The organism is Bordetella genomosp. 13 (assembly GCF_007679965.1).
GTDB lineage: Bacteria > Pseudomonadota > Gammaproteobacteria > Burkholderiales > Burkholderiaceae_B > Bordetella.
In genome coordinates, this window is the sequence record NZ_VEHL01000010.1 from 54800 (window position 1) to 68935 (window position 14136).

General features: G+C 70.0%; 15 protein-coding genes. 2 read left to right on the forward strand and 13 right to left on the reverse strand.

Going from position 1 to position 14136, the window contains the following annotated elements:
- Window positions 1-3 precede the first annotated feature (3 nt).
- The 4 genes from FS845_RS21825 to FS845_RS21840 are packed head-to-tail and all read right to left on the reverse strand — an operon-like array spanning window position 4 to window position 4179.
- Window positions 4-813, reverse strand: a complete 810-nt coding sequence (locus FS845_RS21825; protein ID WP_144639300.1) for an SDR family NAD(P)-dependent oxidoreductase — start codon at window positions 811-813, stop codon at window positions 4-6.
- Window positions 810-2165: an aromatic ring-hydroxylating dioxygenase subunit alpha gene (locus FS845_RS21830; RefSeq protein ID WP_260986394.1), complete on the reverse strand. Its 1356-nt coding sequence runs from the start codon at window positions 2163-2165 to the stop codon at window positions 810-812. Before FS845_RS21830 ends, FS845_RS21825 begins: the two co-directional genes overlap by 4 nt.
- A gap of 26 nt (window positions 2166-2191) precedes the next feature.
- Complete coding sequence (locus tag FS845_RS21835; protein WP_144639302.1) at window positions 2192-3193, reverse strand: 2Fe-2S iron-sulfur cluster-binding protein; 1002 nt, start codon at window positions 3191-3193, stop codon at window positions 2192-2194.
- A gap of 11 nt (window positions 3194-3204) precedes the next feature.
- Window positions 3205-4179: a Bug family tripartite tricarboxylate transporter substrate binding protein gene (locus FS845_RS21840; RefSeq protein WP_144639304.1), complete on the reverse strand. Its 975-nt coding sequence runs from the start codon at window positions 4177-4179 to the stop codon at window positions 3205-3207.
- A gap of 169 nt (window positions 4180-4348) precedes the next feature.
- Between FS845_RS21840 and FS845_RS21845 the strand changes: the two genes are divergently transcribed.
- Window positions 4349-5140, forward strand: a complete 792-nt coding sequence (locus FS845_RS21845) for an IclR family transcriptional regulator (RefSeq protein ID WP_260986395.1) — start codon at window positions 4349-4351, stop codon at window positions 5138-5140.
- 96 nt (window positions 5141-5236) lie between these two features.
- Here the strand turns inward: FS845_RS21845 and FS845_RS21850 are convergent, their stop codons facing one another.
- The 6 genes from FS845_RS21850 to FS845_RS21875 form a co-directional block, all read right to left on the reverse strand.
- Window positions 5237-6160: a LysR family transcriptional regulator gene (locus FS845_RS21850; RefSeq protein ID WP_144639308.1), complete on the reverse strand. Its 924-nt coding sequence runs from the start codon at window positions 6158-6160 to the stop codon at window positions 5237-5239.
- Window positions 6161-6222: 62 nt separating this feature from the next.
- Window positions 6223-7185 carry a Bug family tripartite tricarboxylate transporter substrate binding protein gene (locus tag FS845_RS21855; protein WP_144639310.1) on the reverse strand — a complete coding sequence of 321 codons (963 nt, stop codon included), beginning with the start codon at window positions 7183-7185 and terminating at the stop codon, window positions 6223-6225.
- A gap of 44 nt (window positions 7186-7229) precedes the next feature.
- Window positions 7230-8192 carry an SMP-30/gluconolactonase/LRE family protein gene (locus tag FS845_RS21860; RefSeq protein ID WP_144639312.1) on the reverse strand — a complete coding sequence of 321 codons (963 nt, stop codon included), beginning with the start codon at window positions 8190-8192 and terminating at the stop codon, window positions 7230-7232.
- Window positions 8176-8976 (reverse strand): SDR family NAD(P)-dependent oxidoreductase, encoded by an 801-nt coding sequence (locus tag FS845_RS21865; protein WP_144639314.1) that lies wholly within the window; start codon window positions 8974-8976, stop codon window positions 8176-8178. Before FS845_RS21865 ends, FS845_RS21860 begins: the two co-directional genes overlap by 17 nt.
- A gap of 72 nt (window positions 8977-9048) precedes the next feature.
- A complete protein-coding gene (locus tag FS845_RS21870; RefSeq protein WP_144639316.1) occupies window positions 9049-9600 on the reverse strand; it encodes a carboxymuconolactone decarboxylase family protein in 552 nt (183 codons plus the stop codon).
- A gap of 56 nt (window positions 9601-9656) precedes the next feature.
- The gene (locus FS845_RS21875; protein WP_409929327.1) at window positions 9657-10535 is read right to left on the reverse strand and encodes an amidohydrolase family protein; all 879 of its coding nucleotides are present in this window, start codon (window positions 10533-10535) and stop codon (window positions 9657-9659) included.
- Between the two features lie 92 nt (window positions 10536-10627).
- Between FS845_RS21875 and FS845_RS21880 the strand changes: the two genes are divergently transcribed.
- Window positions 10628-11536 (forward strand): LysR family transcriptional regulator, encoded by a 909-nt coding sequence (locus FS845_RS21880; protein ID WP_313960323.1) that lies wholly within the window; start codon window positions 10628-10630, stop codon window positions 11534-11536.
- A gap of 106 nt (window positions 11537-11642) precedes the next feature.
- Here the strand turns inward: FS845_RS21880 and FS845_RS21885 are convergent, their stop codons facing one another.
- The 3 genes from FS845_RS21885 to FS845_RS21895 all read right to left on the reverse strand — a co-directional run bounded on the left by FS845_RS21885 (window position 11643) and on the right by FS845_RS21895 (window position 14116).
- Window positions 11643-12638: a Bug family tripartite tricarboxylate transporter substrate binding protein gene (locus FS845_RS21885; RefSeq protein WP_144639318.1), complete on the reverse strand. Its 996-nt coding sequence runs from the start codon at window positions 12636-12638 to the stop codon at window positions 11643-11645.
- A gap of 102 nt (window positions 12639-12740) precedes the next feature.
- Window positions 12741-13694, reverse strand: coding sequence for an NAD(P)-dependent oxidoreductase (locus FS845_RS21890; protein WP_144639320.1), 954 nt, complete (start codon window positions 13692-13694; stop codon window positions 12741-12743).
- Window positions 13691-14116 (reverse strand): carboxymuconolactone decarboxylase family protein, encoded by a 426-nt coding sequence (locus FS845_RS21895; protein WP_144639322.1) that lies wholly within the window; start codon window positions 14114-14116, stop codon window positions 13691-13693. The genes FS845_RS21890 and FS845_RS21895 overlap by 4 nt, the downstream gene beginning before the upstream one ends.
- Window positions 14117-14136: the final 20 nt, after the last annotated feature.

A 14136-nucleotide genomic window follows, 5' to 3' on the forward strand; every position in this document is an offset into this window, starting at 1 on the left:
TCCTTACTGGGGCTGGGGCCGGATCGGCACCGGGCCCCCTTGATGGGCGAAGCAGCCGACGTCGATCACGGTGCCCGACACGGCGCACGCCTCGTCGGACAACAGGAAGGCCACGGCATTGGCCAGGTCGTCGCCGCTGGCCGGACGGCCGGCGGCCGTGCCGGCAGCGGGCCGGTTGCGGAACACGGCCTCGTCGCCGCCAAAGCGGCCGACGCTCATGCCCGACACGATGCCGCCGCCGCCCGGGATGGCGACGTTGACGCGGATGCGGTCGTGGAAGTGGTCATAGGCCATGGCGGACGACAGCGCCAGCACGGCGCCCTTGCTGGCGGCATAGAGCGCCATGTTGGGCTTGCCGTAGCCGGCGCCCGAGCCGATGTTGACGATGGCCCCCCCGCCCTGCCCCCGCATGGCCGGGATGACCGCGCGGCAGGCCAGGTAGATGCCGCGCACGTTGACGGCCAGGATGCGGTCGGCCGTGTCGGGCGGCGTGTCCAGCACCGTGCCCAGCGGCCCGATGGCGGCGTTGTTGACCAGCCCGTCGATGCGGCCATGCAGATCCAGCGCGCGTTGCGCCACGCGGGCCACGTCGGCTTCGTTCGACACGTCGGCCTCCATGACCTCGACCGCGTCGGCCAGGCCGGCCTCGGCCAGCGCGCGATGCAGTCCGTCGAAGCCGGACGCCGTGCTGGACACCTGCGCCTGGCCCAGCCCGAACGCCAGCACGCGATGGCCGCGGCGCGCCAGCGACAGCGTGATGGACTGTCCCAGCCCGAAGGTGCCGCCGGTGACGATGGTGACGGGGCGGTTCATTGCGCGAAGCTCGCCGGGCCGTTGTCGTGCCTGCCCAGCAGCACGTCCCAGTCGGCGCCGTTCATGTAGTCGCGCCAGCGGCGGTAGTACTGCCGCGGGTTCTCCTCGCTGACCTGCAGGCTGACGTTGCCCGGCACCGGCCCCTCGTTGCTGACCTTGCCCAGCGACTGCTGGTAGTTGTAGGGATAGCGCTTGGCGACGACCCCGCGGCTGCCCGCGGTGGCGTAGTTCCAGTTCTCCATGTCGTCCTGCTCGGTCATGCCGGCGGGACCGGAATAGCGCATGTAGTAGGTGCGCAGGAAGTCCTTGACCTCTTGCGGCGCGTTGGCGTCCACCAGGAAGAAGCGCCAGGCCTCGGTGGCCTCGGGACCGTGCGGATGCCACACGCACAGGCTGCGCGGCTGCTTGCCGTGGAACGACAGGTTCGGATAGATGGTGCCCACGAACGGCACCAGCCGGCTGCGCTGCTCGCCCAGACGGCGCTTGCGCTCCTCGTGGCAATGGCGGAAATATTCGGCCACGATGGGATTGTTCTGGAACGTGTCCACGAACGGCGCGTTCTCGGGCACGATGGCGCTGTGCACGCCGTGGCCGGCCGGGAAGTTCACCCACAGGTGCTGGGCGTATTCCAGTTCGTTGTCGCGCCGGCCCTTCACGCCGACCTCGGCGCTGGGGCCGATGCCGATCAGGTCGACCGAGCGGTGGCTGACGTTGTGATAGGTGTCGCCCAGGAAGTTCTCGGCCGCGAATTTCCAGTTGCACGGGATGATCCACTTGTGCACGCCCACCAGCACTTCCGAGCCGCCCTCGCTGCCGTCGCGGTGGTCCAGCGCCAGGTCCAGGTGCGTACTGGCGTCGCCCAGGTAGGTCAGGAAATCGGGCGCGTCCTTGTCCCAGGTGGCCCACACCGTCCCCTTGTAAAGCGCCATCTTCGGCACTTCGATCAGCGACCAATTCTCCTTTTCCAGGCAGCCCTCGTAGATGGCCTTGTACTGCGGCACGCCGAACAGCTTGCCCTCGGTCGTGTAGCTCCAGCTGTGGTACGGGCAGGTGAACAGCTGCGTGTTGCCGTGGTCGTACTGGCACACCTTCATGCCGCGGTGGCGGCACGAGTTCAGGAAGACGTGTACCTGCTTTTTCTTGTCGCGCGTCAGGATCACGGACTCGGCGCCCATGCGCGAGCTGTAGTAGTCGCCCGGGTTCGGGATCTGGCTTTCATGGCCGACGAACAGCCATGCGCGGGTGAACACCTTTTCCAGCTCTTCCTGGAAGATGTCCTTGTCCGAGAAGATCTCGCGGCTGATGACGCCGCTTTTCAGGTCGACCATGCGGTCGTAGGGGGAGCTATTCACGTTTCAGTCCTGCTGGCGGAAAGGGTTCAGTTGAAGCGCTCGCAGAGCATGTCCTGGCGGGACAGTCCAGCGGCGTGGGCGGCCTGGCGGCCCGCCTCGACCATGGCCGGCGGCCCGCACAGGTAGACCCGCGTGCGCGGATCGGCATTCAGCGAGGCGATGAGATCGGTGGCATAGCCCTGGTGGCAGTCGCCCTGGGGCTCGGCCTCGGCGGCCAGGCGCACCTGCAGCTCGGGCCACGCCGCGCGCAACGCGCCCAGCTGTTCCAGCGCGAACAGGTGCGCGCCGCTGCGCACGCCCACCAGCAGCGTCGTGGGGATGGCGCGCGCGCCGGGGTTTTCGGCCAGCGCGGCCAGCATGGACAGGAAAGGCGCCAGGCCCGTGCCGCCCGCCACGAACAGCCGCGGCCGGTCTTCGTCGCGCAGGAAGAAGCTGCCGTGGGGCTCGCTCACCTCGACCGCGCTGCCCACGGCCGCGGCGCCGCCCAGCCACGAGGAAAAGCGCCCGCCCTCGACCAGGCGGATGTAGAACGTCAGCCGCCGCTGGCCGGACAGCCCCGCCATGGAATACGAGCGCCACTGTTCCTCGCCCTCGGGCCGGATGCGCACGTACTGGCCCGGCTGGAACTCGACCGCCTGGTCCAGTTCGACGTCCAGCCTCATGGTCTCGCGCGCCACCTGTTGCAGGGCGATCACGCGGCCGGACACCGGAGGTGAGTCTTCGGCGCAGGCCTCGGACAGGTCGTAGGCCAGCTCGACCACGCAGGGCCCCGCGACGCGGCTGACGCAGGCCAGGATGGCGCCGGCCTCGCGGTCGCCGTCGGGCAGCACGGCGCGGTCGTACTTGCCCAGCTCGACCTCGCCGGACACCAGTTGCGCCACGCAGGTGCCGCATTGCCCATTGCCGCAGTCGGTCAGCAGGCCCAGGCCGGCGTCGGCCGCCGCCTGCACGATGCTCTGGCCGCATTGCGCCGGGACGCGGCGCGAGGCGCCGTCCGAGAACAACAGGGTGATGGGCACGCTGCTCATGTCGGTTCCTTTCATTGATCCACTTTGATGTTTGCCGTGCGGGCCACGTCGGTCCATTTGGCGATGTCGTCGGCGATGCGCCGCCCGAGCGCCGCGCCGTCGACGTCGCCCACCTCCATGCCCAGCGGCCGGTACCTGGCCACGGTGTCGGGGTCCGCCAGGATGTCCTTCAGCGCGGACTGCAGCACGGCCACCACGTCGTCGGGCGTGCCGCGCGGCACCACCAGCCCCGTCCATACCGGCACGTCGTAGCCCGGCACGCCGGACTCGGCGATGGTGGGCACCTGCGGCAGCACGCTGGAGCGCTGCGTGGTGGTGACGGCCAGCGGCTTGAGCTTGCCGGCGTTGATCTGCGCGATGACGCCCGCCACGTCGACGAAGCCCACGTCGACCTCATTGCCCAGCAGCGCCGCCACCAGTGGGCCGGTGCCGCGATAGCTGACCTGGACCAGGCGCGTGTCCGCCTGGCGGGCGTAGTACTCGGCGGCCAGCTGGAACGTGGACGAGCCCACGCCGTGGGTCAGCGCCCCATCGGGATTGCGGCGGGCCAGCGTCTTCAGGTCGGCCAGCGTGTCGCCCTTGAAGGCGGCGTTGCCCACGACCACCAGCGGGAACGACCCCAGCAGCGCGACCGGCTTGAAGTCTTTCGTCGGGTCGTAGCCGAGCTTGCCGTAGATGGCCGGGTTGATGGTCAGCGCGCCGCTGGAGGCCACGAAGATCGTGTAGCCATCGGGCGCGGCGCGGGACACGTAGTCGGCCGCGATGATGGAGTTGGCGCCGGCCCGGTTCTCGACCACGAAGGGCTGCTTCAGCCGGGCCTGCAGCTTGGCCGCGATGAGGCGCGCCAGGATGTCGTTGGTGCCGCCCGGCGCGAACCCCACCACCACGCTGACCGGGCGTTCGGGATAGCCGGCGGCGTGCGCGGCGGGCGCAACGGCGGCGGCGGTGAGCGCGGCAAGCGCCGCACAGGCGATGAAAGCCTTCATGTCTGGTCTCTCTCCACTTTTCGTTGTTGTCCGTCTTGCGGACTGTATTCTCATTATACGTACAACGAAATGGCGCGCAAGATGGCGGGGCCACCGTTACAAAGCGGCCGGGCAGGCGTGCGCCGGCGGACGCCGGGGTAGACTCTGCGGGCAAACCAGGAGATCGAATTTGGACGAGAAGGCGCCCGGGCGGGCGGAGACGGACGAAAAAGCAGACAAGGGATCGGACAGCGTGCGCGCCGTCAGCCGGGCGCTGGACATCATGCTGGCCTTCTCGCGCCTGGACGCGGAGCTGACCGCCAGCGAGTTGCTGCAGCGCGTCGGCCTGAGCCGCCCGACCCTCTATCGCCTGCTGTACACCCTGGAAGCCAAGGGCTTCATCTCGTCGTCCGGCGATCCGCAGCGGTTCCGGCTGGGGCCGGCGGTGGCGCGGCTGTCGCACGTGTGGACCGAGACGCTGGACGTGTCGGCCATCGCCGAACCCATCATGCGCGAGCTGTGGAACGAGACGCAGGAGACCGTCGCCGTGTTCGTCGAGCGGTCCGACATGCGCCTGTGCCTGGCCGAGATGCCCAGTCCGCAGCCGCTGAACTTCAAGCGCGGCGTCGGCTACCAGGAGCGCATCGCGGTGGGCGCCACGGGCCGCGCCATCCTGGCCTTCAAGCCCGATGCAGAGGCCAACCTGGACGCCTACCTGCGCGGCTCGGGCCTGGATCGCGCGCAGTTCCTGCAGGGCCTGGAAGAGACGCGCCGCAACGGTTATGCCGTCAGCCGCAACGAGCTGATCAGCGGCGCCGTGGCCGTGGCCGCGCCGTTCTTCAGCGGCAAGGGCGTGGCCGGCTCGATCGGTGTGTTCGGACCCGCCGCCCGCCTGGACGACGCGGCCGTCAAGCGGCTGGGCCCGCGCGTGATCCTCGGCGCGCAGGCGCTGTCGCGCGCCCTGGGCGTGACGGTGGGCTGATCGGCGTAGCGCTTGCCGGCAGCGCGGCCGGCGCTGCGTCGGGCCGACGCGCCATCATCCGCTGCGCGGCGAACGACATGCGTCGGCAGCGGCGCGCTACCGCCCTCGCCGCGGCAGCGCCGGCAGCAGCTCCGCGAAGGCCTGGGCCGCCGGCGACAGCGGCCGGCTTTCCTTGGACACGACCGCCAGCGCGCGCGGCACGACGGGACGGATCAGGCGCCGCCCCACCACGTCCGGATAATGCGTCCACGCCAGAACCGAATGCGGGATGACGGCCACGCCCAGGCGGCTGGCCGCCATGGCCAGCGCGGTGGTCAGCAGCGAGACCTCATGCGCCACGCGCAGTTCGACGTCGGCCGCGATCCGTGCGCGGTCGATGGCGCGCCGCACGCCGTAGCCGGCCTGCACCAGGATCACCGGCCAGTCGGCCAGCTGCTTCCAGGTCATGGAGCGCGTGTCGGGGAAATCGGCCGAGGTCGCCACGGCGCACAAGGTGTCGTCCAGGAACACCCGCTGCGTCAGGCCCGGCACCGGTCCTTCCAGCGTGCCGATGCCGAAGTCGACCTGCTCGCCCAGCACGCGTTCGGCGAACTCGCCGGGCGCGCAATCGGCCACCGAGACGCTGACTTCGGGATGCCGTTCAAGGAATTGGCGGATCAATGCGGGCAGGAGCGTCTGCGCCACGGTCGACGTGGCTGCGATGCGGATGCGTCCGCGCCGCACCTGGGCGATGTCGGCCATGCGATCGCCCAGGGCAGCCAGGTCGGCCAGCGCGCGCTCCGCATACAGGATGGCCTCGGTGGCGGCGCCGGTACGGCGCAGCGACCGGGTCGTGCGGTCGAACAGCCGCACGCCCAGCTTCTCTTCCAGCTCGCGCAGCAGCACGGTCACGGCCGGCTGCGTCAGCGCCAGCACTTCCGCCGCGGCGGACAGGCTGCCGGTGTGATAGACCGCCACGAACGCGCGCAACTGGCGGATCGACGGCGTGTTCTTCAACGAGGGCGAGGTCGGTTGCGTCATGGTGCGGGCATCGTAGCGCAGGACCCTGCCCCGCGCGCGGACCGCCCGCCGCAGCCGAACCCTCAGTTGTCCATCTGGATGCCTTCGGCCTTGCTCAGGTCGCCCCACTTCTTCATGTCGTCGCGCACGATCTCGGCGAATTTCTCCGCCGAGGTGGGCGACAGCTCCACGCCCGTGGCCTCGGCATAGGCCTTCATCTCGGGCGCGTTCATCATCTCGGCCACGATCTTGTTCAGCTCGGCGATCTTCTCGGGCGGCACGCCCTTGGGCGCGAACAGGCCGTACCAGTTGTTGGCGTACACGTTGGGCACGCCCAACTCGTCGAACGTGGGCACGTCCGGCAGCACGGGGGAGCGCTTGGGCGCGGCGATGGCCAGCGCGCGCGCCTTGCCGGCCTTGATCTGCGGCATCAGGCCCGAGACGTCGCCGATGAAGCCCGCCACCTGTCCGCCGATGGTGTCGGTGATGGCCGGCGCTGCGCCCTTGTACGGCACGTGCAGGATCTGGTTGGCGCCCGCGGATTTCTTCAGCTGCACGATGGCCATGTGCGGCATGCTCCCCACGCCCGACGACGCCATCGACAGGCCGTCGCTCTTGGCCTTGGCCACGAAGTCCTTGGCGCTCTTGAACGGGCTGTTCTCGCCCACGATCAGCACCTCGGGGACCGACACCAGCAGCGAGATCGGCGCGAAGTCCTTGATGGGATCGTAGATCAGCTTGGGATACAGGCCGGGATTGATCGAGATGGCGCCCACCGAGCTCAGGAACAGCGTCTGCCCGTCCGGACGCGCGCGGCCCACGTAGGTGGCCGCGATGGCGCCGTTGCCGCCGGGCTTGTTCTCGACCAGCACGGGGTGCTTCAGCGCCTTCTCCAACTGCTGCGCCACCACGCGGGCCAGCGAATCCGCGGGTCCTCCCGCGGGGAACGCCACCACCAGGCTGGTCGGGGCCTGCGCGTGCGCGCTGGCCAGGCCCGCCACGCTCAAGAGCCCCGCGGCCAGGCATTTCAGGATTCGGTTATGCATGGTTCTTCTCCTCTGTGTACTTATTGATGGGATGCGCATGCGCATCAAAGGGGCGTCGCCCCTTGGGTGTTGACGAAAAGCGAATAGATCGACGTGCAGGACGCCATGAACAGCCGGTTGCGGTGCTTGCCGCCGAAGGCCAGGTTGGCGCAGCGCTCGGGCAGCGCGATGCGGCCCAGCAGCTCGCCCCGAGGCGAGAACACGCGCACGCCGTCCAGCTCGGGCGTGCCCATGCCCCAGCCGCACCACAGGTTGCCCTCGACATCGACGCGAAAGCCGTCCGGCGTGCCCTCGCCCGCATCCAGCAGCACGCGCGGCTGGCCCAGCGTGCGGCCATCGGCGGACACGTCGCACACCACGATGTTGCGCGGGCGCGAACGCGATTCGATGACGTACAGCATGGACTCGTCCGGCGAGAACGCCAGGCCGTTGGGCCCGTTGATGGCGTCGCATACCTTGGTCACTTCGCCGCTGTCGGGGCAGATGCGGTAGACGGCGGCGGGCAGTTCCTGCACCGCCTTTTCGCCCTGGTAGTAGCCGATGATGCCGAACGGCGGATCGGTGAACCAGATCGAGCCGTCGGACTTCACCACCACGTCGTTGGGCGAATTCAGGCGCTTGCCGTCGTAGCGGTCGGCCAAGACGGTGATGCGTCCGTCGTGCTCGGTGCGCGTCACGCGGCGGCCCAGGTGTTCGCAGGTGACCAGCCGGCCCTGGCGGTCGCGCGTGTTGCCGTTGGCGTTGTTCGACGCATGGCGCCACACGTGGCTCTGGCCGCTGACCTCGTCCCAGCGCATGATGCGGTCGTTGGGCACGTCGCTCCACAGCAGATAGCGGCCGTCGCCGAACCACACCGGGCCCTCGGCCCAGCGGCAGCCGCCGGCCAGGCGTTCCACGGCCGCCAGGGGCAGCACCAGTTTCTCGAAGCGCGGATCCAGCGCGATCACCGCGGCATCGGGATAGCGCACGGGCGCGGCGCCCGCGCCGGGATCAGTCGCAGCGTGCACTCATGCCTCCGTCGACGATGATTTCCGTGGCCGTGATGAAGCGCGCTTCGTCCGACGCCAGGAACAGTGCGGCATTGGCCGTGTCCATGCCGTCGCCCATGAAGGGCAGCGGGATGCGCGACTGGCGCTGCGCCAGCAGGGCCTCGACGTCGCCGCCGGCGCGCTGGCCGGCCAGCCGCACCTCGACCATGGGCGTGTGCATCTGGCCAGGGATCACCGTGTTGCAGCGGATGTTCTTCTTCGCGTATTCCAGCGCCACCACGCGCGACAGCTGGATCACGCCGGCCTTGGCGCTCGCATAGCCCACCTGCGCCGAGCCCGTCCAGCGGATGCCCGAGGTGGATGCGATGTTGACGATGGCCCCGCCCCCCTGCGCCTCCATGAAGGGCAGCACGTAGCGGCAGCCCAGGTAGGCGCTCTTCAGGTTGAAGTCGATCTGCTGGTCCCAGGCGCTCTCGTCCAGGCCCACCGGGCCGCCCTTGCGCGAGCCGCCCACGTTGTTGACCAGGATGTCGACCGTGCCCCACGCGTCCGCGCAGGCCTGCACCAATTCGCTGACCGCGTCGGCCGACGTGACGTCGGCCTGCCACGTGCGGATCTCGCCGCCCGCCTCGCGCACGCGCGCCACGGTCTCGTCCATGGCGGCGGGATTCATGTCCACCGCGAAGATTTTCGCCCCCTCCTGCGCGAAGCGGTAGGCGATGGCGCGGCCATTGCCCCAGCCCGGCCCCACGCTGCCCGCGCCGGTGACGATCGCCACCTTGCCCTGCAAACGACCCGTCATGATGTGTTCCTCCTGGTGATGCCTGTGGCCGGCGCCTTCGTGGCGCCGGATGTCTCGCGTCAATGCCCGAGTTCAACGTCCGAACGTCACCGTGCTGCCGTCGTCCGGCTGCACGTCGAACACGTTGATCGTCATCGAGATCAGCGTGTAGTAGCCCGCGATGCCCACCAGGTCGACCACGCGCTCCCGGCCCAGCACCCGCACGGCCTCCTGGTACAGCGCGTCGGGCACCTGGCGGGTCTCCAGCAGCGCGCGCACGAAGCGGTAGACCACCGACTCGTCGTCGCGGGCAAATTCCGGCGCGTCGCCCAGGCGGATCCGCTCGGCCACCTGCGCGTCCAGGCCGGCCTTGATCGCGATGGGATGGTGCGCCCACCACTCGAACGACGAGCGCCACCAGGCCGCCATGGTCAGGATGGCCAGCTCGGACAGGCGCGGCTCCAGGCTGGAGTCGTAGCGGCAGTACTGGCCCAGCGACTGCGCGTGCTCGGCCAGGCCGGGGCGATGCAGCCAGATGGCCAGGGGCCCGCGCACGCGGCCGCGCGGGCCGCTGGCGATGGCGTCGTGCACGCGGCGCTGGTGGTCGGACATCTGCGCCACGTCGGGCGGGTTCAGGCGAGGCATGGATCGGTCTCCTTCATGTTCTTTGTAATGGGCATCCGCGCGGCGCGCGGCGTGCCTTACTGCGCGAATCGGTACAGCGTGTGCGGGTTCTCCACCAGGATGCGCCGGCGCAGCGCGGCGTCGGGACACAGGCGCAGAAAGGTGTTGAGCAGTTCGCCGTCGTCCGGCATCTCGCCCGCCACGTTGGGATGCGGCCAGTCGGTGCCCCACAGCAGTTGCCCGGGCATGGCGTCCCGCAATGCGGACACCAGGGCCTCGCCGTCGCCGAACGGCCGGCGGGCCAGGCTGGACACGCGGTCCAGCCCCGAGATCTTCACCCACGCGCCGGGGTGGTCCCGCAAGCCCAGCAAGGCCTGGAACGCCTCGCTGCCCACGCCCTGCCCGGCCGCCACGCGGCCCATGTGGTCGATCACGAACGGCACGCCCAGGGCCTTCAGCCTGGGCAGCAAACTGGACAGCGAGGCCTGGTCGGAATGCACGCACAGGTGCCAGCCCAGCGGCGCGATGCGCGGCGCCATGGCGGCCAGCTCGTCCCAGCCGCCATTGGCCAGGTGGGCGACGAAGTTGTAGCGCACGCCGCGCACGCCGCGACGGTCCAGTTCGGCCAGGCGTTCGTCGGTGACGTCGGACGGCAGCAGCGCCACGGCGCGGTACTGGCCCCGGCCCTGATCCAGCGCGTCCAGCGTGGGCGCCAGGTCGTAGCCATGGCAGCCTGGATGCACGACCACGCCGCGCGTGAATCCCAGTTGCCGATGCAGGCGAAGCACCTGTTCGAACGGCGCGTCCGGCGGCGTGTAGGGCCGGTCCTCGGCGTACGGAAACCGGTCGGCCGGCCCGAACACGTGGAAATGGGTGTCGCAGGCGCCCGCCGGCAGCGCGTGGCTGGGTGGCGTGATGGTGGCAAGCGGCGGCGCGCAATCGGGCATGGACGTCATCGAAGTGTTTGCGGATCCATGCATCATCCGGGAGGCCGCCTCGTCGCGGCAAGGGTGCAAACGTGACTTCTGATATAGAAAAAACGTATACCATGACGACCATGGATCTCAAGCAAATCCGCTATTTCATTCTGGCCTGCGAAATGCGCAGCCTGTCGCGCGCCGCCGACGTACTGGGCCTGTCGCAGCCGTCGCTCAGCCGGCAGATCCAGCTGCTGGAGACCGAGCTGCGCCACCACCTGCTGGTGCGCACCGGGCGCGGCGTCGAGCCCACGCCGGCCGGTCTGCGCTTCCTCGCCCATGCCAAGGCGCTGGACGCGCTGGCCCTGCACGCCAAGGACGACATGCGCGCCTATGCCTCGACCACCCAGGACAAGGTGCGGCTGGGCATGCCGCACCGCGTGGCGCGCCGGCTGGCGCCGCACATCGTGCAGACTTTCCGCCGACTGCATCCCGAGGCCGCGCTGACGCTGGCCGAGGGCCTGAGTTCCGAGATGAACGAGTGGCTGGTGAAGGACCGCGTCGACGTCGCCCTGCTGTACGATCCGCCTGCGTCGACACTGGTGCGCTTCGAATCGGTCTATCGCGAAGATCTGGTGCTGGCCTACAGCCGCACGTGCCGGCCGCTGCCGCCGCCGCGCGTGCGCGCGCGCGACCTGCACCGCTATCCGCTGGTGCTGCCCAGCGCGCCCAACACGATCCGCGCGCTGGTCGACAGGACCTGCCGCGACCTGGACGTGACGCTGGACGTCGTGGCGGAGGTGGACGTGGTGCACACCATCCTGCAGACCATGGCGCAGGACACCCTCTACACCATCCTGCCGCGCTCGGCGCTGCACGACATGCCGGGGCAGAATCACCTGGCGTACTCGGAAATCGCCGAGCCCGTGATCATGAACAACCTGACGCTGGCGCTGCCGGTGCGCGAGCCCCTGCCGCCGCTGGTGGGCGCCGCCGCGGCCATCATCCGCGGACTGGACATGGCGCGGCTGTTCGCCTGAGCCTCGGGCGAAAGCCGCCGCCAAGCGGGCGCGCAACGACGCGGCCTTCCGCCCGGCGCCAGATACGTGCGGCCCGGCCGGCGCGCCGGCCGGGCGGCGATGACCCTCAGTTCACCGTGATGCCCGCCGCCTCGATCAGCGCCGCGAAGCGCGGCACGTCCCTGGCGATCAGGGCCTGGAAGGCGGCGGCCCCGCGTTCCTTGCCGCGGGGCGCGGCCGCGGCCAGACCCTGCAGCGAGGCGGTCACGTCCGGGTCGCTCAACGCGGCATCGAGCGCCTGTTCCAGCCGAGCCACCACCGGGGCGGGCGTGCCCGCCGGCGCCGCGATGCCGTTCCATACGCTCAGGTCGAACTGCGGCACGCCCGCCTCCGCGAAGGTCGGCACGTCCGGCAGCTGCGGCAGGCGCTCGTCCGTGGCCACCGCCAGCGCCGTCACGCGGCCGGACTTGTGCAGCGGAATCATCGTCACGGTCTGGTCGATCACCGCGTCCACCGTGCCCGCCATCAGGTCCGCGATCGCCGGGCCGGAGCCGCGGTACGGCACCGGCGTGCCCTGCGTCTTCGTCACGAACAGGAAGTTGGCCGCGGCGATGTGGCTGGTCGATCCCGAGCCCGCGTTGCCGAAGTTCAGCGCATTGGGCCTGGCCCGCAGCGTGTCCAGCATGTGCTTCACGCTGTCGATGCCGCTGGCCTTGCTGGCGGCCAGCACCATGGGCACCGTGGCCACCAGGCCCACGCCCACCATGTCCCGGCGCGGATCGAACTTCGACTTGGGATACAGCGACGGCGCGATGGCCAGCGACCCCATGTTGCCGAAGGTGATGGTGTAGCCGTCGGGCGCGGCGCGCACCACGCGCTGGTTGCCGATCATGGTGCCGCCGCCGCCCAGGTTCTCGACCACGATGGTCTGGCCCAGCTGCCTGCCCATGGCGTTGGCCACGATGCGCGCCAGTCCGTCGGTCGAGCCGCCGGGCGCATACGGGACGATCATCGAGATGGGCCGCGACGGATAGTCGCCGGCCCTCGCGGAACCCGCCGCCAGTGTGGCGGCCAGCGCGGCGGCCAGCGCGGCGGCCAGCGCCGCCGAGGATAGTGATGTCATGCCTGTCTCCCGGACGCGGGCAAAGCCGCGCCCCTCGGCCCCGTGAGGCCGATCTCTGTTCTTGTCGATGGAATGGCGCCGGCCCGTGGGCCGGCGTGCGCGTCAGTCCCGCCGCCCGCCGTGGGACCGCAGTTCGATGCCGGCCAAGTGCTCCGACAGCCGCGCCACCGCGGTGTGGTCCTGGCCCTTGCCCAGCGACTTGCCGGCCGAGGCCCACATCTCGCGGCACAGGGCCGCGAACGGCGTCGGCGTGCCGGTGTCCTGCGCCATGCCCAGCGCGATGCTCAGGTCCTTCACCATCAGGTCCAGTCCGAAACCGGAATCGAAGGCGCGCGACAGCACGAACTGCTTGAACTTCTTCTGCGTGGAGTTGTTCGTGCCCGTGGACGCGTTGAGCACGTCGACGATCACCTCGGGATCCAGGCCGAACTGCTGGCCGATCAGCATGGCCTCCACACCGATCAGGAAGCCGCCGGCGGACACCAGGTTGTTCAGCGCCTTCATGGCATGCGCGCTGCCCACCGCCCCGGTGTGCAGCACCGAGCTGCCCATGGCCTGCAGCACCGGCCGCACCCGTTCCAGCGTAGCGGCCTCGCCGCCGAACATGATGGCCAGCTCGCCGGTGCGCGCGCGCGGCACGCCGCCCGACACGGGCGCGTCCACGAGCTCGCCGCCAGCCGCCGCCACGGCACGCGCCAGGCGCTGTGTGTGCGCCGGCACGCCGGAACTCATCTCGATGATGACCGTGCCGGGCCTCATGCCGGCCAGCACGCCCTGCGGCCCCTGCAGCACCTGCTCGACGATGGCGCTGGTGGGCAGCATGGTGATCACCACGTCGCTCTGCGCCGCCAGCGCACGCCCGTCGGCCGAGGCTTGCCCGCCGACATCCTTGGCGAAGCGTTCGGCCTGGCCCGGCGAGGCATCGCTGGCCGTGACCGCATGGCCGGCCTGGTGCAGCCGGCTGGCCATCGGCCAACCCATGCTGCCCACGCCGATGAAGCCGATGCGCGTTGGCGTGCCGCGCGGCTCGTCTTGATGGTTGTCCGCGCCGCTCATGCCTTTTCCTTCTTCGGCGGGTCCTTGAACGCGCCCTCTTCCTCCAGCACCGCGTTGGCCACCTTGAAGGCGTCCAGCCCGGCGGGTATGCCGCAATACACCGTGGCGTGCAGCAGGATCTCCTTGATCTCGTCCGCCGTCACGCCGTTGTTCAACGCGCCCTTCACGTGCAGCTTGATCTCCGCCGGGCGGTTCAGCGCGGTCAGCATCGCCAGGTTCAGCATGCTGCGGGTCTTGTGGTCCAGGCCCGGGCGGCCCCACGCATACCCCCAGCACCACTCGGTGGTAATGCGCTGGAAGGCCATCATGAAATCATTGGCGCGCGCCAGCGAGCCGTCCACATACTCGGCGCCCAGCACTTCGCGGCGCAGCTTCAGGCCCTCGTCGAACAGGTCCTGCACGGAGGGTTGCTTGTCTGCCATGGATATCTCCTTCACATCGG